We start from the raw sequence: 19,465 nt of genomic DNA, 5'->3' as shown, positions 1-19,465 counted from the left end.
GGTAGTGTTATGGGCATGACTGAGGACAAGGCAGAGCAGAACCTGAGTTTCGGCGTAGACATCGGTGGATCCGGAGTGAAAGGCGCCGTAGTAGACCTCAACACCGGCGAGCTGGTCACCGAGCGTTTTAAGATCCTCACCCCGAAGCCCTCCACCCCGGATGCAGTGGCGGAGGTCGTGCGCAAGCTGATGGACATGGCCGAATGGGATGGCCCTGTGGGCGTAACGGTGCCCGCCGTGGTCAAGGATCAGAAGGCTCGCTCCGCGGCGAACATCGACAAGTCGTGGATCGATACCGATATGCAGGAGCTGTTCAAGCGCCACCTCGGCGAGCGGGAGATCGCTGTTCTTAATGACGCCGACGCAGCCGGACTGGCCGAGGTCAAGTACGGCGAGGAAAGCGCAAAGGAAGGCGCGGTGCTGATGCTCACTTTCGGAACCGGCATCGGCTCGGCCATGCTGTGTGATGGAAACCTGTTCCCCAACTCCGAGCTCGGCCACCTGCCCCACGACGAGAACGGTGACGTCGAGTGGTATGCCAGCTCCGCGGCGAAGGATCGCGAGGAGTTGTCCTATAAGAAGTGGGCCGCGCGCGTGGACGAGGTTCTGCACGCCTACAGCGCTCTGTTCAGCCCGAAGACGTTTATCGTCGGCGGCGGTATTTCTCGCAAGGCCGACAAGTGGGTTCCGCTGCTGACTGTCGAAGAGGAAGTTATCCCGGCGAAGCTGCGCAATCAGGCGGGCATTATCGGCGCTGCAATGGCCGTACAAGATGGCATCAAGCCCTAGTACCCGCTAGAAAGCAACCGCTTCGTACCAGGGATGGTTGCAACGCCATGCTGCAATTTGAGTTATAATGGGCGGTCGATTAGCACAGCAGGGGTTTCAACGACCCTCCTAGACCATCCGGTTGCGGGTATGCCGCAACCCGGTGCACCCTAATTCCTTTTAGGAATGTGGCCTTTTAGGGAGGCCATTTCAGTGCACCATGCAATACGAGTGAAAGGGCTTCCGTGGCAGCGAACGACTCGACCACCACCGGCGAAGACAGCACCGAGGGTGTTGTGCGCAAGGTTGCAAAGAAGACGGCAGCGAAGAAAACTGCCCGAAAGGTGGCGAAGAAGTCGACGGTTGCCAAGAAGGCCACCGCGCGGAAGGCTACGGCAAAGGCTGCTGAATCTGTTGCCGAGCAGGAGGAGCAGGCGTCCACTCCCGTAAAGAAGGCGGCGAAGAAAACCGCAAAGAAGGCTGCCAAGAAGACTGCGCGCAAGGCCGCGAAGAAGACGGCCAAGAAGGCAACCAAGAAAACCGCGAAGAAGACCACGCGCAAGGTTGCCAAGAAGACGGCGAAGAAGACTACCGCGAAGCGCGGCACCAAGGCGGCAAAGGCGGCTGAGGAGGTCCTCGAGGAGGACGTAGCTGCAGCCGGCACCGCCGCTACTTCGGCCAAGCAGCAGGATGCGCCGGATAGCGTAGAAGAACGGGACGACTTCGACGATGACGAGGACGCAGATGCTCCGGATGACCTCGATGCGCTCGAGGACATGGATGAGGACGAAGACCTCGACGACCTGGAGGATCTCGACGATCTCGAGGACGATGACGACGACCTCGACGATGATGACGAGGACGACGAAGACTCCGAGGATTCCGACGAGGAAGACGACAAGAAGGACGGCAGCTTCGTCTGGGATGAAGACGAATCCGCAGCGCTGCGTCAGGCTCGAAAGGATGCCGAGCTCACGGCTTCCGCGGACTCGGTGCGTGCGTACCTGAAGCAGATCGGCAAGGTCGCGCTGCTGAACGCGGAGCAAGAGGTCTCCCTGGCCAAGCGCATCGAGGCCGGCCTGTACGCCGCTTATCGTCTGCAGGAGATCAAGGAGTCGGGCGAGAAGCTCTCCCCGATGCACCGCCGCGACCTGCGCGAAATCGACCGCGACGGGCGCCGCGCTAAGAACCACTTGCTGGAGGCCAACCTGCGCCTCGTGGTGTCCCTGGCCAAGCGTTACACCGGCCGCGGCATGGCGTTCCTGGATCTGATCCAGGAGGGCAACTTGGGTCTTATCCGCGCAGTCGAGAAGTTCGACTACGTGAAGGGCTACAAGTTCTCCACGTACGCCACCTGGTGGATTCGCCAGGCGATCACCCGCGCCATGGCCGACCAGGCCCGCACCATCCGCATCCCGGTGCACATGGTCGAGGTCATCAACAAGCTGGGCCGCATTCAGCGCGAGCTGCTGCAGGACCTGGGTCGCGAGCCCACTCCGGAGGAGCTGGCGCGCGAGATGGACATCACCGTGGACAAGGTGCTGGAGATCCAGCAGTACGCCCGCGAGCCGATTTCCCTGGACCAGACCATCGGCGACGAGGGCGATTCCCAGCTGGGCGACTTCATCGAGGACTCGGAGGCCGTCGTGGCCGTCGACGCGGTCTCGTTCACCCTGCTGCAGGATCAGCTGCAGGATGTGCTGCACACACTGTCCGAGCGCGAGGCCGGCGTGGTGAAGCTGCGCTTCGGCCTGACCGACGGGATGCCGCGCACTTTAGACGAAATCGGCCAGGTTTACGGGGTTACCCGCGAGCGCATCCGCCAGATCGAGTCGAAGACGATGTCCAAGCTGCGCCACCCGTCGCGGTCCCAGGTGCTGCGCGACTACCTGGATTAGTTCTGGGCCAGCTCTAGACTAGCTCTGCGCTAGTCCTGGTTGTTCTTCACGCAGTCGGAGAACTCCGTGCCACGCAGATCCTCGCAACCCTCCATGCTCTTCATGGCCACCTGGGTGAAGAAGATCGCGATGGCCATGGCCAATACCCCCAGCACCAGGCCGATAATCGCGTAGCTGCGCTGCGTGCCCCGGCGGTTCGCGATGACCACCGACGCGATTCCCACCAAGATCGCCACCGCTGCCACCACGATGCCGATCAGGGGGAACATCGCCGCCGGGATCGACAGGATGCCCACGATCAGGGCAGCCAGGCTCAGGCCGCTGACCTTGCGCGGCGCGATCTTCTGGAGTTCGACCTCCTGCGCGTTGGACTTATCCAGATCGATGTAGTCTTCTCGAGCCATCGTGCCGTTTCCTTCCCTCCGGGATCGCTTGCCTCTAGGCATCCGGCGATACACCGCCGTTGCTTGCCGCGGTGTATCTTACCCCACTTTCCCGGTGTCCCCCTTATCCATCCTCACCAGTCTCTTAGGTAAGCAATGCGGTCGCGCAGCTGCTGTGCCGTGCACAGCGCCGTGGACGGCCCGCCGCAGTTTCTCCGCGCATCGTTGTGAATCTGCCCATGCGGTTTGCCGGTGCGGGCGGACTTCATAGACACCAGGGCGTTCAACTCCTTGCGCAGGGCCGGGAGTTCCTCGCTGGCCACGCGCTTATTGCGCAAGTCCGCGCCACTGCCCTCTTCGGCCGGCCTCTGCTTCTCCTGCTTGCGGCGCTCTTCCTCTTCCTTCGCCCGCGCGTCCAACTGCTCGGCTTGGCGCTGACGCAGCAACGTACGCATCTGTTCGGCGTCCAGAAGACCGGGTAGGCCAAGGTATGCCTGTTCCTCCTCCGACCCGCTCAAGGTGGCCGTGCCGTAGGTCGAACCGTCGTAGATGAGACTGTCTAGCTCGGCCTCGGCGCCGACGGACTCGTAGCCTTTGTCCTCTTCCGGCTCGTTTTGCTCCTGGTTGGCTTGTTGTAGGAGTTGGTCGTCCCAGCCCTCGTTCTGTCGGTGGGGCTTGCCGAGCACGTGGTTGCGCTGCTGCTCCATCTTGGATGCTAGCTCTAGGAGTACGGACACACTGGGGAGGAAGATTGACGCCGACTCCCCTGGCCTCCTGGAGCGCACGAAACGGCCGATGGCCTGAGCGAAGAACAGTGGTGTGGAAGAAGATGTGGCGTACACGCCCACGGCCAAGCGCGGTACGTCCACGCCCTCGGAGACCATTCGCACGGCGACCATCCACTCGTCGGTGCTGGCGGAGAACTCCTTGATGCGTTCGGAAGCCCCCGCCTCGTCGGAGAGCACCACCGTCACTGGGGTGTTGCTGATCCGCTCCAGAATCCGCGCGTAGGCGCGCGCCGTGGTCTTGTCGGTGGCGATCACCAGGCCACCCGCGTCGGGAATGGTCTCGCGCAGCTGCTGCAGGCGCGTCTGCGCGGCATTGAGTACGGCGGGGATCCAGTCGCCCTTTGGGTCCAGCGCGGTGCGCCACGCCCGCGCGGTCTGCTCTGCGTTCAGCGGCTCGCCCAGGCGTGCCTCAAACTCCTCGCCGGCGGAGTTGCGCCAGCGTGCCTGGCCGGAATAGGCCAGGAACACCACCGGGCGGACGACTCCGTCCTTCAGCGCATCCGCGTAGCCGTAGGTGTAGTCGGCGGAGGACACGAGCGCGCCGTCGGCGCCCTCCACGGCTTCGTAGCGCACGAAGGGGATCTGGGAATCGTCGGAGCGGAAGGGCGTACCCGTCAGCGCGAGGCGGCGTTCCACGTGCTCGTAGGCCATGCGCACGCCGTCTCCCCAGCTTTTTGCGTCGCCGGCGTGGTGGATCTCGTCCAGGATCACCAGCGCCTTCTTGGCGGTGGCTACCTGGTAGTGCTTCGTAGGCTTCATGCCCACCTGGGCATAGGTCACGCACACGCCGTCGTAGGCGTTGTTGAACGGCGAGGAGTTGGTGAACTCGGCGTCGAGCGCGATTCCCCGCTCCGCGGCGGACTGCGCCCACTGCACCTTCAGGTGTTCGGTGGGCACCACGATAACCAGCCGGTCCACTGCACGGGTATCTAGTAGCAACCGTGCAATCGTCAGGGCGAAGGTCGTCTTACCCGCCCCCGGGGTCGCCACGGCCAGGAAGTCCTTCGGGCTGGCCTCGACGTACTTGTTCAGTGCCTCCTGCTGCCATAGGCGGAGGTGCTTCACTTCTTGCGCAGCCCCTTGTAGATCTGCTCGCAATCCGGGCAGACAGGCGATCCCGGCTTGGCCTGCTTGCGCACGGGGAAGGTCTCGCCGCACAGAGCCACGACCAGCTTGCCCATCACGGCGGATTCGACGATCTGGTCCTTCTTCACGTAGTGGAAGAACTTCGGTACATCGTCATCCGTCGTCGTATCCGTGTTGACTTCGGGGCGCTCAATCGTTGTCGTACTTGGGTTACTCACAGTTCACCATCATGCCCCTGAATCTGCTTGTTTTCCAGCTGCGTACTAGCGTTAGGTCTATGGCTGATGCACGAAAAAGGAAAACGGGAGGTGAGTCCCGGGCCAAGCGAGCTTCACAGGTGGAAATTATCACCGATGCCAAGAGTTCGCGTTTGCAGGGATGGCACCACCGTCGCAGGCTTTACGCCGTGCTGCAGCTTCTGCGCATTCCCATCCTCGCCCTCGCCGCGTTGGTGATGTTGCTCACCCATAACGCCGCCCTCGCGGTGTGCGTGGCGGCGGTAAGCCTGCCTCTGCCCTGGATCGCCGTGCTGCTAGCCAACGAATCCGGCCAGGTGGACGAGACCACGAACAAGGTCTACAAGCCTGCCCTCGTCCGTGAGCAGCGTCGTGCCCAGCGCGCTGCTCTTGCCGGGGAGACTTCCCGCCCCATGCTGGAATCCAACTCCTCGCACCCGGAGATCATCGAGTACAACCCCGATCAGTCCTCTTCCTAACGCCGATCTAGCGCCCAACTAGCACTGACTCATCAAGGAACTTCAATGCCCGACTTTCCCCTGTGCACGCCCGGTAAAGCCACTGAACAGCTGGTTCGCACCCTAGTCGAGCGAGGATACGGCTCTGTGTTGATCTTGGAGGCGCTCGGCGTGGAGGGAGTGGCCGCCGCCCAATCGGGTTCGCCCGCGGCCGCCACGTGGCACCTGTCGCGGCGCGGGTCCGCGGCCGCCCAGCTCGTCGCTGCTGTCTATTTACGACGCCCCCAGCCTGCCGCCTTCTTCCGGGATCTCGTCGGGGCCGAGGTGACCTCCGGCTTGGTGGCGGAGAATGCGCTGATCCCCGTGGAGCAGCAATCCGCGCAAGACGCAGATGACAGTGCAGAATTGCTACGCCTGAACCTGGACATCCGGCCTGTCCACCACCCGGCTCACGGTGACACAGAGGTGCTGGTGCTGTCGGATCCGGACGCTTCCTTGGAAGAGCGCGTTCCCGGCCCGGGCCACGTTCCCGGAGTCGGCAACGCTCCCCTGTCACTGCTCAACTCCATCCCCCAGCTGCCTGCAGATGCAAGGGTGCTGGATCTCGGCACGGGCTCCGGCGTACTCGCATTGGTGCTGGCCGCCAACGCCGGAGCCGAGCCGCCAAAAATTTTTGGCAGCGACATCCACGCCCGCGCCCTGGATTACGCCTGCGTGGCCGCCGCTGCACAAGGCCTGGAATCACCGCTGGTCAGCTGGGTGCAGGGCTCCTGGTTCGAGCCCTTTAGCGCTCAGTCCTTCGACGTCATCGTCGCCAACCCTCCCTTCGTCATCGGCCCTTCCGTGGATCTGGATGCGGAAGAAGGGCACGTGTACCGCGACTCCGGCCTGCCACTCGACGCAGCCAGCAAGCTAGTGGTCGAACAATCAGTTCAGCACCTGGCGCCGGGAGGCCACGCGCACCTGCTGATCGGCTGGGCGCTCGGCGAGGAAGGCAGCAATGCTGCCAGCTCCGCCGCCGAACGGATCCTCGGCTGGCTGCCCGACGAGGGCGCCCGCGCCTGGGTTTTGCAGCGCGACGAGGTGGACGTTGCCACTTACGTGACCACCTGGCTGCGCGATGAAAGCATCGATCCCCGGAGCACCGCGGGCCAACTACGAACCACGGAATGGCTGGACTTCTTCGCCCACCACCAGATCACCCGCATCGGCCTGGGCTGGATCCACATTGAAAAGTTCGAGGGTGCCACCGAGCTGACCGTCGAGTCGCTCGACCATGCGCTACCGGCCGGGGCGTACCTCGGCCTGGAGGCCGCCCAGTGGTTCGCTCGCTGCCGGTGGATCGACCAGCTGGAGGTTCCCGGCCGCTCCGCTGCCACAGCGGTGGCGGAGAGCCGCTACCGGCTGGGACGGGGCGTCATACTAGAAAAAACAGCGAGCGCCACCGACCAGGGGTTCGGCGACGAGAGCGCGCGACTAACCCGCATCGACGGCCCGGGCTGGTCGCACGAGGTCGACGGTGTGCTGGCAACGATTCTGGCAGGGCTCAGCTGGGAGGGGCTAAACCTGCGCGACGTGGCCGAGTTCTATCACGCGGTGCACGGCGACGAGCTGGGGATCAGCGCCGAGGAGCTGGTGGATCAACTGGTGCCGATCGCGGTGGACCTAGTGCGGCACGGAATGATCGTGCCGGAAGATTTGCGTGATCTGTACTAGAGGCAACCTCTAGAACCTGGATGCTCTAGAACCCGGAAAAATTTTTTGGAAGGAAGGCAGAACAACGGTGAAAGCAGTAGTGAGCACAGTCAGCAGTGCAGAGGTGACCGTGGACGGCGAGGTCGTCGGATCGGTACAAGGCCCTGCATTGCTGGCCCTCGTCGGCATCGGCGTGGCCGACATTGCAGACGAGAGCGTGGCAGAGGCGGCTGTGGAAAAGATGGCGCGGAAGATCGCCGAACTGCGCCTACTGCCCGCTGCTGGCGAGCCATGGGATAGCCCGCGCAATCACTCGGTTGAGGAAGTGGGCGGGCAGATTCTACTGGTCAGTCAGTTCACGCTCATGGGCGAGACAAAGAAGGGGCGGCGACCTTCCTGGGCGAACGCGGCACCGGGCGAGGCCGCGCAACCGGTGTTCGACCGCATCGCCGAACTACTGCGCCAGCGGGGAATAGTTGTAGAAACAGGCCGATTCGGAGCCATGATGAAGGTCTCTAGCGTAAACGAGGGGCCGTTCACCGTGCTGGTAGAAACGTAGACCGGCCCGCACCGACCCGCATTTCGCCAGTTAGAAGGGCATATTAGCGACCGCATCTGCGGCGAAACGCGACGCTAAACCCTATTGCGGGGGTAAGCACGGTTCCCTCCTAGGGGGTGGGTGGGGAACAATTCATCGAAGATGTCCGTTAACCCCTTAGAGCTTCGGCACAAAACGAGAAAAATCTTGAAGAGCTTGAGCGCTATCGAGCCACGGGAGGCACACCAGCACTATGAAAAACTCCATGATTGATGACGAGTACAACGGCATCAACAGCGGTAGGGGCAACGGCGGTTCGGCCGACGATAGCGATAAAAAGGAAGACAAGGGTCGGCGGCGCGGCAACAACGAGAACCCGTCGGCGGACTTGGTTCGCGTTTACCTCAACGGCATCGGCAAGACCGCGCTGCTGACCGCCGAGGACGAAGTCGAACTGTCGAAGCGGATCGAAGTAGGCCTGTACTCCGAGTACCTGCTGGCCAACGCCGAGAAGCTAACCCGCGCAAAGAAGCGCGACCTGAAGGTTCTCGCCCGCGAGGGCAAGGCAGCCCGCAGCCACCTGCTGGAGGCAAACCTGCGCCTGGTCGTCTCCCTAGCGAAGCGCTACACCGGCCGCGGAATGCCGCTGCTGGATCTCATCCAGGAAGGCAACCTGGGCCTGATCCGCGCGATGGAAAAGTTCGACTACACCAAGGGCTTTAAGTTCTCCACCTACGCGACCTGGTGGATTCGCCAGGCCATCACCCGTGGCATGGCCGACCAGTCCCGCACCATCCGCCTTCCCGTCCACCTCGTCGAGCAGGTCAACAAGCTGTCCCGCATCAAGCGGGAGATGTACCAGCAGCTGGGCCGCGAAGCCACGAACGAAGAGCTGTCGGAGGAGTCCGGCATCGAGGAGTCCAAGATCGAGATGCTGCTGAAGCAGTCCCGAGATCCGGTGAGCCTGGACATGCCAGTCGGCAGCGACGAGGAAGCCCCGCTGGGCGACTTCATCGAAGATTCCGAGGCGACTGACGCGGAAACCGCCGTGGTTGCTTCCCTGCGCCACTCCGATGTGCGCGCAGTCCTGGGCACCTTGGAGGAGCGCGAGCAGGACGTGATCAAGCTACGCTACGGCCTGGATGACGGGATGCCCCGCACGCTGGACCAGATCGGCCGTCGCTTCGGGCTGTCCCGCGAGCGCGTCCGCCAGATCGAACGCGAGGTCATGGCGAAGCTGCGCGAAGGCGACCGGGCGGACAAGCTGCGCGAGTACGCGGTTTAACCCCGCTGTAGAACCAGTACCTACACTTCTGCCCCGCTCCCAATGTGGACGGGGCTATAATCGTGAGAAGTCAACAAGCACAGAAAGGGCGTAGCGCACGTGAGGGATCTCGTCGATACCACTGAGATGTATCTCCGAACGATTTACGAGTTGGAAGAAGAGGGCATCCCACCGCTACGCGCCCGTATCGCCGAGAGGCTCGACCAGTCCGGTCCGACCGTGAGCCAGACCGTCGCCCGCATGGAGCGCGACGAACTTCTGACCGTCGAGAAGGATCGCTCCCTAAAGCTCAGCGCGCAGGGGCGCGCACTGGCCACCGCCGTGATGCGAAAGCACCGCTTGGCAGAGCGCCTGCTTACTGATGTGATCGGCCTGCCGTGGGAAAAGGTGCATGACGAGGCTTGCCGTTGGGAACACGTCATGGGCGACGAGGTCGAGGTGCAGCTGGTAAAGGTGCTCAGCGAATACGCCACCTCCCCGTTCGGCAACCCGATCCCGGGGCTGGACGAGCTGGTGGAGGGCATCCCGGAGGCCGAGCGCGCGGAGATGCTGGAGAAGGTTAACGCCCTGCAGGAGGGAACCTCGCAGCGCGCCTCCGACATTGAGCCGTCGGAGCCGATCCAGGTGAAGATCCTCAGCATCAACGAAATCATCCAGGTCGAGTACAAGCTGATGGCTAAGTTCCATGCGCTTGACATGCGCCCGGGCAGCGTTGTGAGCTTGGTTGCCACCGAGGACGGCCTGGAGTTCAGCAACGACAACGGCGCCATGGTAATTCCGGAAGAACTCGGCCACGCCGTGCGAGTGGAGAAGGTTAGCTAATCAGTGCGGTAGCGTGGGGCATGTGAGTAGCATCGATCTTTCCTCTTCTGCCCTATCCCCTTCCTCCCACATTGTCGTCACCGGCGGTGCCGGATATGTCGGCAGCGTGTGTGCCAGCGTGCTGCTGGAACACGGCTTCCGCGTGACGGTCGTCGACGACCTGTCCACCGGCAACGACTACGCCGTGCCAGAGGGCGCTACCTTTGTTCAGGGTGACATCCGCGACGTCATTTCCGACGTCTTCGCAGCCGGTGACGTTGCCGCCGTGATGCACTTCGCCGCCCGCTCTTTGGTCGGCGAGTCGGTGGAAAAGCCGGACATCTACTGGCACCACAACGTGGGAACCAGCTTGTACCTGCTGGATCAGATGCGCGAGCACGGAGTGCAGAACCTCGTGTTCTCCTCCACCGCCGCTACCTACGGGGAACCCGAGCAGGTTCCGATTACAGAGGATATGCCCACCGCCCCCACCAACCCCTATGGCGCATCCAAGCTGGCGATCGACCACATGATCACCTCCTATGCCAACGCTTACGGGCTGGCCGCGACTTCCCTGCGCTACTTCAACGTCGCCGGCGCGTACGGCGACATTGGGGAAAACCACAAGGTAGAGACGCACCTGATTCCGCTGGTGCTGCAGGTAGCCCTCGGCCACCGGGAGCACATCTCCATCTTCGGCACCGACTACCCCACCGCTGACGGGACTGCGGTGCGCGATTACATTCATATTCGGGATTTGGCGGACGCACACCTGCTAGCCGCGGCCTCTAACGCTGCCGGCCAGCACCGCATCTTCAATCTCGGCTCCGGTGATGGCTTTAGCGTGCGCCAGGTGATCGACACCTGCCGCGAGGTAACTGGCCACCCGATTCCGGCCGTGGAGTCCCCGCGCCGTGCAGGCGACCCCGCCACCCTCATCGCCTCCTCCGCCAAGGCGAAGGCCGAGCTCGGATGGAACCCGACCCGCTCCGACCTGCATACGATCATTTCGGATGCCTGGGCGTTTAGCGGACAACTGGGTGATAGGTTGCATTCCGCACAGCGTTAACCGCATCCCAGTCCACGGTCTGCAGTAGGCGCTCGTACTCCCAGGCGAGATCAAGTCCGGCATACTCCCGGACTGTGATGTAGCTGCGCTCCGGAACCCACCCGGCTCCTTCCGACTCGCCAGAATCGTCCGTATCGCCTTGGCTGCGCGGATCATCTGGATCCTCCGCTGCGTCCAGATCCATCTGCACATTCGCCATGACCGTACATGCCGCGCGCACGGCCTTGGACAGCAGCAGCTTGATCTTGCCCCTCTGGTGCGCGTCCAGCGCCGCGATCGCGATGTCGGCGGTGAACTCATCGAGGGTGCTGAGCTGTGGCTGCATGTCGGACTCATCGGCATCCTCCACGCCACGCAAAATGTCTTCCAGCGCTGCTTCGGGGTCGGCAGCCAGCGCAGCCGGATCGTCGGCGTGCTCCAACAGATCCAGCTTCGCGCACGCATCCTCGGTGTAGAGGTCCGCCTCGAGCTCCTCCAGCAGGCGCGTAAGCGTGTGGTAGGCCAGCACTCCTTCGTCGTTAGCCGACGCCACCAGTGCCAGAATCAACATCACCCGTCGTCGCACCGATCCCGTCGTCCGCCGCGCGGTACTTGCCAACATCTCCCGCAGGATGGCGCTGTTTACACCGAGCGACCATGCGATAACTACCGTGTGCAGAAATTCGTCGCAGCAGATCGCGGCGAGGCTATCGATCAGGTACTCGTCTTCGCACTCCTCCTCCAGCACTCGCTGGCCTTCCGCCACGGCAGCCACCCCGACTAGTACCTGGATCAGGTCGACCGTCGTGGCTTCCCCGCGATCCTGCAACATCCAATCCGGTGCTGCGATGTTCGCGGGATCTAGCCAGCGTTCCATTTCCTCTCTGTCGCCCATGCGGCGCGCACCACTGAGTGCGCTGATGTCCGCCAGCTCGTTGGTTTCCACGCTGGCGACGGTGCCCGTCTCGCCGTCCAACACGTCAGTCCATGCCTCCCCCGTCGCAATTCGCGACACCTCCAATGCCGACTGAACTTCCACACATCCGTCCTGAAGCTGCTTGATGGCGGAGGCTACACAGGCACGCAGGCGATCATCCATGTCTCCGATGGTCAGAATGATGGCCTCTGCCGCTGGGGCGTCACAAAGAATATTGATGAGGCCGCGAGCCGCTTCGGTCACGGCTGCGGGGATAAGGTCGCAGCGTAGGACGGGGCCGATGCGGAAACGGCGGTGGTTCTCTGGCAGCGGGGCGGGGCCGGTAGTGCCGGTGTTGATCGGTTCGGTGGGTTCGGTGGAGGCGACGAGGCCGATGATGACCATCGAATCGACGGGCGGGAAGCCCAACAGCGACGGAATGGCCGCAATGAGCTTTCCTTTGTCGGCCCCGAGGTGAACCGAGGGAGCTGGCGTAGCGGAGGTGGCGGGCGCGGGAATAGATTGTGCGTTCTGATCGTTGTGTTCTGGTGAGTTGCTCATACCGCAGATACTCGCCGAGAAAATTTTTTGACGCGGCCGCGGAGGCCGCTGGACTAGGCGTTGCCCCAGGGGCCTGTGGATAACTCAAAACTGTGAATACAGCTTTCTAGCTGTTCGAAATACGCGCCGTCTCGGGCTAGGTTGTCCGAACTGCCTGATAGGCTTGGCAGACAGTGCTTGGTTGGACAAGGGTTCCGCCGGAAGGGAGAGCGAAACTATGAATGGTCGCCACGAGCGCAAGGCCGCGGGTCGGATGTACGAGATGGAATACCCGGCTCCGATCCAGTTCGACCGCCCCTCCATTGCGGACGCTACCGCGGGGCTTGGCGGCGCTGAGGACGGCGCCGAAGAGCTACCGATGCTGGTCGCGCTGCAGGGCTATGCCGACGCGGGACAGGCCGTTTCCAGCGCCAGCTCCCACCTGCTAGCCGCCCTGGAACACAGCCCAGTGGCCTCGTTCAAGGTAGACGAGCTGATCGATTACCGCTCCCGCCGGCCCGGTGTGACCATCGATAACTCCAAGGTTGTGGATAGCGACGATGTGCGCCTGGACCTGCACCTTGTGAAGGACACGCAGGGTCGCCCATTCCTGCTGCTCAGTGGACTCGAGCCGGATCTGAAGTGGGGCGCGTTTAGCGATGCCGTGGTGGACCTGGCCCGGCGTGGCCAAGTAGGCATGGTTGCCTCCCTATACTCAGCGCCGATGACGGTGCCGCACACCAGGCCGCTGGTGATCTCCGCGCACGCTTCGGATTCCTCGCTGATCCAGGACTTCCACACCTGGGACTCCCGGATGATCGTCCCGGGCGCGGCCGCGCTGGAGACGGAGAAGAAGCTGAACCGCCACGGGTTCGAGACGATCGGGCTGACCGCCCACGTACCGCACTACATTGCGGCCTCGGACTACCCGGAGGCGACGCTGCGCCTACTGCAGGCCTTCGGGGAAGTCGCGGACCGCGACCTGCCGCTGAAGGCGCTGGAGAAGGAACTGGAGCGGGTGCAGCACCAGCTCCAGGACCAGGTGGAGGACTCCCAGGAGATCGCCACGGTCGTCAGCGCCCTCGAGCACCAATACGACGCAGAGATGGAACGCATGCGTCGCAAGCGAGAGAACAACCTGCTGAAGCCGGGCCAGGACATCCCAACCGGCGAAGAGCTGGGCGCGGAGTTCGAGGCGTTCCTGCAGAACATGTCCGACGAGAACCGCGCTGACTCCGACCAGCCCGACACCGGCGCTGACGCCGACGAGCAAGAGGATAACTAGAAAACAGTGGGTATTGCCGCCGAACTAGCAGAACTACTTCCGGACCTGGACGAGGTTCCAGAGTCGCTAATCGACGACGCAATTCTGGAATCCTTCCTCGGCTGGACGCGCGACCGCGGCATTAGCCTCTACCCCGCCCAAGAGGAGGCGGCCACCGCGCTGGTCGCCCAGGACAACGTCATTCTGGCCACCCCCACCGGCTCGGGCAAGTCCATGGTCGCCATCGCCGCGCACTTTATCGCCATGGCACGCAAGCAGCGCAGCTTTTACACCGCGCCGATCAAGGCCCTGGTGAGCGAGAAGTTCTTCGACCTTTGCCAAACCTTCGGCCCGGAGAATGTCGGGATGATGACTGGTGACGCCACAGTGAATGGCGGGGCACCGATCATCTGCGCCACCGCCGAAATCGTTGCCAACATTGCCCTGCGCGATGGCGCGAAGGCGAAGATCGACCAGGTAGTGATGGACGAGTTCCACTACTATTCCGAGCCGGATCGCGGCTGGGCTTGGCAGGTTCCGCTGCTGGAACTCCCCAAGGCGCAGTTCCTTTTGATGAGCGCCACCCTGGGCGATACGAAGTGGCTGGAGGATGACCTCACTGAGCGCACGGGCCGCCAGACCACCCTGGTGACGGGCACCACCCGGCCCGTGCCGCTGGACTTTCACTACGTCTACACCCCCGTCCACGAGACGGTGGAAGAGCTTATTAGCGACGGTAAGTCTCCGATCTACATTGTCCACTTCACCCAACGCGAGGCCATCGAGCGCGCCCAGGCATTGACCAGCATGAAACTGGTGAACGACGAAGCAAAGGCCGCCATCGCCGAGGAAATCGGCGACTTCCGCTTCACATCCGCCTTCGGAAAGACCCTTTCCCGCCTGCTACGCAAGGGCATCGGTGTGCACCACGCGGGCCTGCTGCCGAAGTATCGGCGCCTGGTAGAGCGCCTATCCCAGAAGGGCCTGCTGAAGATCATCTGCGGCACCGACACCCTGGGCGTGGGCATCAACGTGCCGATCCGCACCGTACTGATGACGGGGCTCACGAAGTACGACGGGATGAAGCACCGCGTGCTGAAGTCCCGCGAGTTCCACCAGATCGCCGGGCGAGCAGGCCGCGCGGGCTACGACACGGAAGGCACCGTCGTGGTCCAAGCCCCGGAACACGAGATCGAGAACTTCCGCCTCCGCCAACGCGCCGGAAGCGACCCTAAGAAGATCAAGAAGCTGCGCAAGCGTTCGGCTCCGGAGGGTCAAGCAACCTGGAGCGAGTCGACCTACGAGCGGCTCACCCACGCGGAGCCAGAGGAGCTGACCAGTCAGTTCCGCATGAGCAACTCGATGCTGCTGAACGTGGTTGCCCGCGACCAGTGGACCTTCGAGGCGCTCAAGCACCTGCTGCGTACCAACCATGACACGCGATCGAAGCAGAACAAGGCCATCCTGCGAACGATCGAACTGTATCGCGGGCTTATCAACGCCGACGTGGTCGAGGAGTATGCGGCCGATACTCCCAGCGGCAAGGATGCACGCCTGACCGCGGACTTAAGCCGCGACTTCGCGCTGAACCAGCCGCTCTCCCCCTTCGCTCTGGCCGCCCTGGAGCTGCTGGATCCGGAATCCGAAACCTTCGCCCTGGACGTCATCTCGACGTTTGAGGCCGTGCTGGAGGATCCCCGACAAGTGCTTATAGCCCAGCAGAAAGCGGAGCGGGGTGAGGAGATCGCGGCGCTAAAGGCAGAGGGCGTCGATTACACCGAACGCATGGCCATCGTCGAAGACATCACCTGGCCCATGCCGCTGGCCGACGAGCTAGACCAGGCCTACGACACCTTCTGCGAAGGAAACCCCTGGGCTCGGGACTTTCAGATCAGCCCGAAATCCATCGTGCGCGACATGGTGGAAAAGGCCATGACTTTCTCCGACTTCGTGTCCACCTACGGGCTGGGCCGCTCCGAGGGCGTGGTGCTGCGTTACCTGACGGACGCTTACCGCACGCTGGAGCACTCGGTTCCGGAAAGCTACCGCTCCGAGGAGTTCGACGACATCCTCGTGTGGCTGGGCGAACTGATCCGCCAGGTAGATTCCTCCCTCATCGACGAGTGGGTGCAGATGGCCGACCCGGATGCCCCGCTGACGGAGGATCAGGTCGCCGAGCACGCCTATGGGGTGGAGGATACGAACCTGCTGTCCGCGAACCCGCAGGCCCTGACCCGCATGGTGCGCAACTACTTCTTCCGCCACGTGGAGCTCTTCGCCTTCGAGAAGGAGCGCGAGCTTGCGGAGATGGACGAATACCTGGACTCGCCGCCGGACTGGCCCGCCGCGATGGACGACTACTTCGACGAGTATGCGGATGTTGGTGTGGACGCCGCCGCGCGGTCAAATAAGAACATCCTTATCAAGCGGGGCACCGGCTCCGAGGCCGGAAGCTGGTTCGTCCGTCAGATCATCGACGATCCGGAAGGCGACCACGGCTGGGCGCTCGAGGGTGTGGTGGACCTCGCCGCGACGGACGAGGCCGGTGAGATCCGCCTGTCGGAGCTCACGATCGTGCAGGGCTAGCCCGCAGGTTTAACCCCGGGCTGAATCCACTGGCTTAACCCACTGGCTTAGAGGAAGGTCTCCAACACGCGGCGGCTATCCTTCGCCACGTGGTTGAAGGACTGCGCCACGATCTCCCCCAGCGCCGCATAGTCGTCGATGCGCGTGGAGCTGGAGCGGTAGGCCATGCCGATCGTACGGCCGGCGCGCACGGCACCGCCGGCGAACGTCGCCAGGGAAATTCCCGGGCGCTGGCACTCCACAGCCACCGCGGACAGCGGCACCAGGGTCGCACCCAAACCGGCAGCTACCAGCTGGATTACCGTGGACAGGCTTGCGGCGCGGGTCACGGAATGGCGCGGGTCGTTGGCCATGTCCACGGTGCGGCACAGCTCCAGGATCTGGTCGCGCAGGCAGTGCCCGTCGTCCAGCAGCAACAGCTCGATGTTCTTCAACTCGTCGACCGCCAGATCCTTCCGACCGGCCAGAGGGTGCCCCTCAGGCAGAACCAGGACGAACTCTTCGGTGTACAGGTCAACGGTGTTCAACCCGCCTCCCTCACCAGGCATGCCGAGCACGGCAACGTCGATCTTGCCCTGGCGTAGTGCGTCGACCAGCAGCGGGGACTTTTCCTCCACGATGCGCGGCTCCAGCTTCGGGGCAACGTCGTTAACCGTGTGCAGCACGTCGGGCAGGATGTACGGCGCGACGGTGGGGATCATGCCGATGGCCAGCGAGCCGACCAGGCCGCCGTGGGCGCCGCGGGCGTGGGTGACGAAGGTCTCCAAGCTCTCCAGCGTCGCCTGCGCGAATGGCAGCAGTCCCCGCCCCACCGGGGTGACGATGACCTTGCGAGTGGATCGTTCGATCAGCTGCACGCCAAGCCCCGCCTCCAGCGCTGCCAGCGCTTGAGACAGCGACGGCTGGGAGATCCCCAGGTGCGAGGCGGCGGTGCCGAAGTGACCGTGTTCGGCGATGGTCACGAAGGTACGTAGTTGGGCAACTGTTGGTCGATACTCTCTTTGAACCACGTCCTCAACTCTACAGCAATTATTAGAAAAGTATAATTACCATCGGAAAAATAAGTACCTTTGCCCTATATCTAGCTCACCTGTAGTTCAGCGGTCCCCTCAAAGGGCGAAAGCTTGCCCAAGAACGCCTTCCAATCCCCCTTAAGCCGCACCGTGTACTTGCCGGGCCGCACATCGCGCGTGCCCCACTCGACGGTGGTGCGGGTCTGCCCGAAAGAGTTTTCGAAGGTAATCAGAGTGTTCTCGCTGGAGTCGTCCGCAACCACCTTCCCGCTGGCGTCCTCGATCGTCATGTAGCCCTCGCCGTGGCGCATGTCGTTGTTCGGGTTCGCACCTACGAAAACCACCCGCGCCTGCGAGCCGGCCTTCACTTCCTTAGGCGCCTCCAGCACTTCTCCGAACTTCTTGCCCGGCGGCGGCGCATCCATCCAGTTGTCGCTGCCCGGCACGTTCGGGATCAGCCCCGTCAGATCACCCGCGGGCTGCCCGACCTCCACCGGCTTGCCCTCCTTGATCGCCCGCGCCATCTCATCGAGAACGTCCTGGAATGCGGGCAGCTGGTACTGGCCGAAGATTGTCGCGCCACCCTCGTAACTCTGCGCCTCATACTCTTCGGGCGTGGTGATGTAGTGGCCGTAGGCGTTGGTGTACCCCTGCACCACGATGGTGTTCTCCGACACACCCAGCGCCGCAGCGACCGTTCGCTTCATGCGCAAGCCACTGGTGACCGTCGGTTCGAAACCGAGGCTCACCAGTACAAACGAGCCCAGCCGGTGGATCGTGAACGGGTGAACCTGCTGAATCATGCCGTCGATGTAGCCCATCGGCAGCAGGCCCTCCTTCGGGCCGTGGATATCCTTGATCTCTTGGGGCGAAAGGAAGTTGTTGAGGTCGCGCACCCACGGGTTACCGCCGCGCTCGCCCTCATTGAAACCCAGGATGGGCACACCGCCGCCGTCTTCCTGCGAAGACGCAGCAAAAGCCGCACCCAGAATCGCCGGCCCCAGCTTGTGCTCCTTCTTGTCCGGGGTAAAGCGCGGGCTGGCCACCAGCTGCGGGCAGTTCACCCATCGCATGCGCCCGTCGATACCGCCTGCCGACCAGTCCTTGCCTAGGTCATTGGTCGCCGCCATCATCCGCTCGCCGAGGATCTGCGCAGATACGCGCTCGTCTGCTCCCGGCCCAGAGTTGGGCGTCAACCCCATGTTCGGCGTGATGTCACCGGGCGTCATGTTGGCGAAGGCAGCGACAAACGGCGCGTCCTCAGGATAGCGGTGCACCACTCCGTGAGCTTCCTCGGTCGCCCAGGCTGCGTAGCCCTTGTTGTCGCCTGCGATGTGCTTGTACTCCGCGCCGAAGCTCGTCGGGTGCAGCGAGTACCAGTTGATCAAGCCAACCTGCTTGCCGCCGCGCGAAACATGGAGGGTCACACTGCGGGTATCCACCCCGTTGGGTAGCGCCTTCTTGTCCTCTTCGGGGTTGCGGTCCCACGAGGTCTTTGACCTATTGACGCCCGCATCAGCGACCGTCGTCTCAGCAACCGTGACGTCTGAGGGCTGGATGTCCGCGTGCGCGCGTTCAATGGCGGTAACAATGCCCGCCACCGTGGCCTCGAAGGTCTTCGGGCGGAAGCCACCGTGGGTGATATCGACCATCAAATGCTGGGACGTGCCACCTGGAGCCACGTGAGTGTGGGTGGCCGTGAGTAGGACGTTGGTCTGGTCGTACAGATCCCCGAACTTCTCCTTGAGGCGGCGGAGCACCTCCAGGTGAATAGACTGGAACATCAGCCCAACGTCGCAGGTGACGTGGACGAAACGGGAGTTGTCGTGGTTGGCGTCAACAAAAATAAACGCGCGGGCGTACTGGCGGCGCTGGATGCCGACGGTCTTCTGCTCGTCCACGGCGTAGCCGAACATACCGGCGCCCCATGGCTCGCCGGTCATGTCCGCCAGACCGCGGCCGACGTGGAAGCCTCCTCCACTGCTGCCACTAGCTTCCTGCGCGCTTGCTCCTGGCGCACCGGCGGAGACCCAGAGTACGGTGCCGGATACCGCAGCCATTCCACGGAAGAAGTTGCGGCGGCTGAGCTGGGACTTCAGCGGGTTCTGCAGATTGTTCGGGGTGGCGTTCTGGCCGTGTTCACACATGAGGTCTCTCGCTTC

At 63.1% G+C, this 19,465-nt stretch carries 16 protein-coding genes; 10 read left to right on the top strand and 6 right to left on the bottom strand.

The genetic code is table 11. From position 1 onward, the window contains the following. The first annotated feature begins 9 nt into the window (after positions 1-9). Together ppgK and QKE30_RS00750 are read left to right on the top strand one after the other, a co-directional pair. Positions 10-789 (top strand): polyphosphate--glucose phosphotransferase, encoded by a 780-nt coding sequence (gene ppgK, locus QKE30_RS00755; protein WP_269944172.1) that lies wholly within the window; start codon positions 10-12, stop codon positions 787-789. Between the two features lie 224 nt (positions 790-1,013). Further along, the gene (locus QKE30_RS00750; RefSeq protein ID WP_239315955.1) at positions 1,014-2,666 is read left to right on the top strand and encodes an RNA polymerase sigma factor; all 1,653 of its coding nucleotides are present in this window, start codon (positions 1,014-1,016) and stop codon (positions 2,664-2,666) included. 29 nt (positions 2,667-2,695) lie between these two features. Here QKE30_RS00750 and QKE30_RS00745 read toward each other — a convergent pair whose 3' ends face one another. The 3 genes from QKE30_RS00745 to QKE30_RS00735 form a co-directional block, all read right to left on the bottom strand. After that, positions 2,696-3,070, bottom strand: coding sequence for a DUF308 domain-containing protein (locus tag QKE30_RS00745; RefSeq protein ID WP_347933851.1), 375 nt, complete (start codon positions 3,068-3,070; stop codon positions 2,696-2,698). Between the two features lie 113 nt (positions 3,071-3,183). Continuing rightward, positions 3,184-4,902: a DEAD/DEAH box helicase gene (locus QKE30_RS00740; RefSeq protein ID WP_049050496.1), complete on the bottom strand. Its 1,719-nt coding sequence runs from the start codon at positions 4,900-4,902 to the stop codon at positions 3,184-3,186. Further along, the gene (locus QKE30_RS00735; protein ID WP_005295046.1) at positions 4,899-5,141 is read right to left on the bottom strand and encodes a DUF3039 domain-containing protein; all 243 of its coding nucleotides are present in this window, start codon (positions 5,139-5,141) and stop codon (positions 4,899-4,901) included. Before QKE30_RS00735 ends, QKE30_RS00740 begins: the two co-directional genes overlap by 4 nt. Positions 5,142-5,200: 59 nt before the next feature. Here QKE30_RS00735 and QKE30_RS00730 point away from each other — a divergent pair, with 59 nt between their 5' ends. The 6 genes from QKE30_RS00730 to galE all read left to right on the top strand — a co-directional run bounded on the left by QKE30_RS00730 (position 5,201) and on the right by galE (position 11,005). Then, complete coding sequence (locus QKE30_RS00730) at positions 5,201-5,638, top strand: DUF3099 domain-containing protein (protein ID WP_239199520.1); 438 nt, start codon at positions 5,201-5,203, stop codon at positions 5,636-5,638. A 45-nt stretch (positions 5,639-5,683) separates the two neighbouring features. After that, on the top strand, positions 5,684-7,333 hold the full coding sequence (locus QKE30_RS00725) for a methyltransferase (protein WP_347933850.1): 1,650 nt from the start codon (positions 5,684-5,686) through the stop codon (positions 7,331-7,333). Positions 7,334-7,400: 67 nt separating this feature from the next. Continuing rightward, positions 7,401-7,871: a D-aminoacyl-tRNA deacylase gene (gene dtd, locus QKE30_RS00720; protein ID WP_035003752.1), complete on the top strand. Its 471-nt coding sequence runs from the start codon at positions 7,401-7,403 to the stop codon at positions 7,869-7,871. 244 nt (positions 7,872-8,115) lie between these two features. Beyond that, complete coding sequence (locus QKE30_RS00715) at positions 8,116-9,135, top strand: sigma-70 family RNA polymerase sigma factor (RefSeq protein ID WP_239199923.1); 1,020 nt, start codon at positions 8,116-8,118, stop codon at positions 9,133-9,135. Positions 9,136-9,234: 99 nt separating this feature from the next. Further along, complete coding sequence (locus QKE30_RS00710; RefSeq protein WP_035003749.1) at positions 9,235-9,957, top strand: metal-dependent transcriptional regulator; 723 nt, start codon at positions 9,235-9,237, stop codon at positions 9,955-9,957. A gap of 13 nt (positions 9,958-9,970) precedes the next feature. Then, entirely contained in the window at positions 9,971-11,005 is a 1,035-nt protein-coding gene (gene galE / locus QKE30_RS00705) for a UDP-glucose 4-epimerase GalE (RefSeq protein WP_192816638.1), read from the top strand. Here the strand turns inward: galE and QKE30_RS00700 are convergent. Further along, positions 10,962-12,461 (bottom strand): DUF4192 domain-containing protein, encoded by a 1,500-nt coding sequence (locus QKE30_RS00700; RefSeq protein ID WP_347933849.1) that lies wholly within the window; start codon positions 12,459-12,461, stop codon positions 10,962-10,964. The two genes, galE and QKE30_RS00700, sit on opposite strands and share 44 nt — an antisense overlap. Positions 12,462-12,678: 217 nt before the next feature. On the opposite strand from QKE30_RS00700, the gene QKE30_RS00695 reads away from it, so the two are divergent. Continuing rightward, on the top strand, positions 12,679-13,725 hold the full coding sequence (locus QKE30_RS00695; RefSeq protein WP_347933848.1) for a PAC2 family protein: 1,047 nt from the start codon (positions 12,679-12,681) through the stop codon (positions 13,723-13,725). A 6-nt stretch (positions 13,726-13,731) separates the two neighbouring features. Continuing rightward, entirely contained in the window at positions 13,732-16,290 is a 2,559-nt protein-coding gene (locus tag QKE30_RS00690) for a DUF3516 domain-containing protein (RefSeq protein ID WP_347933847.1), read from the top strand. Between the two features lie 47 nt (positions 16,291-16,337). Here the strand turns inward: QKE30_RS00690 and QKE30_RS00685 are convergent, their stop codons facing one another. Both QKE30_RS00685 and QKE30_RS00680 read right to left on the bottom strand, forming a co-directional pair. Further along, complete coding sequence (locus QKE30_RS00685) at positions 16,338-17,300, bottom strand: hydrogen peroxide-inducible genes activator (RefSeq protein WP_239199544.1); 963 nt, start codon at positions 17,298-17,300, stop codon at positions 16,338-16,340. A 71-nt stretch (positions 17,301-17,371) separates the two neighbouring features. Then, on the bottom strand, positions 17,372-19,450 hold the full coding sequence (locus QKE30_RS00680; RefSeq protein WP_347933846.1) for a neutral/alkaline non-lysosomal ceramidase N-terminal domain-containing protein: 2,079 nt from the start codon (positions 19,448-19,450) through the stop codon (positions 17,372-17,374). Positions 19,451-19,465: the final 15 nt, after the last annotated feature.

The sequence above is a fragment of the Corynebacterium sp. c24Ua_83 genome, from assembly GCF_039907245.1.
In the GTDB taxonomy this organism is placed as follows: Bacteria; Actinomycetota; Actinomycetes; order Mycobacteriales; family Mycobacteriaceae; genus Corynebacterium.
This window is presented reverse-complemented; position numbering and strand designations above follow the sequence as displayed.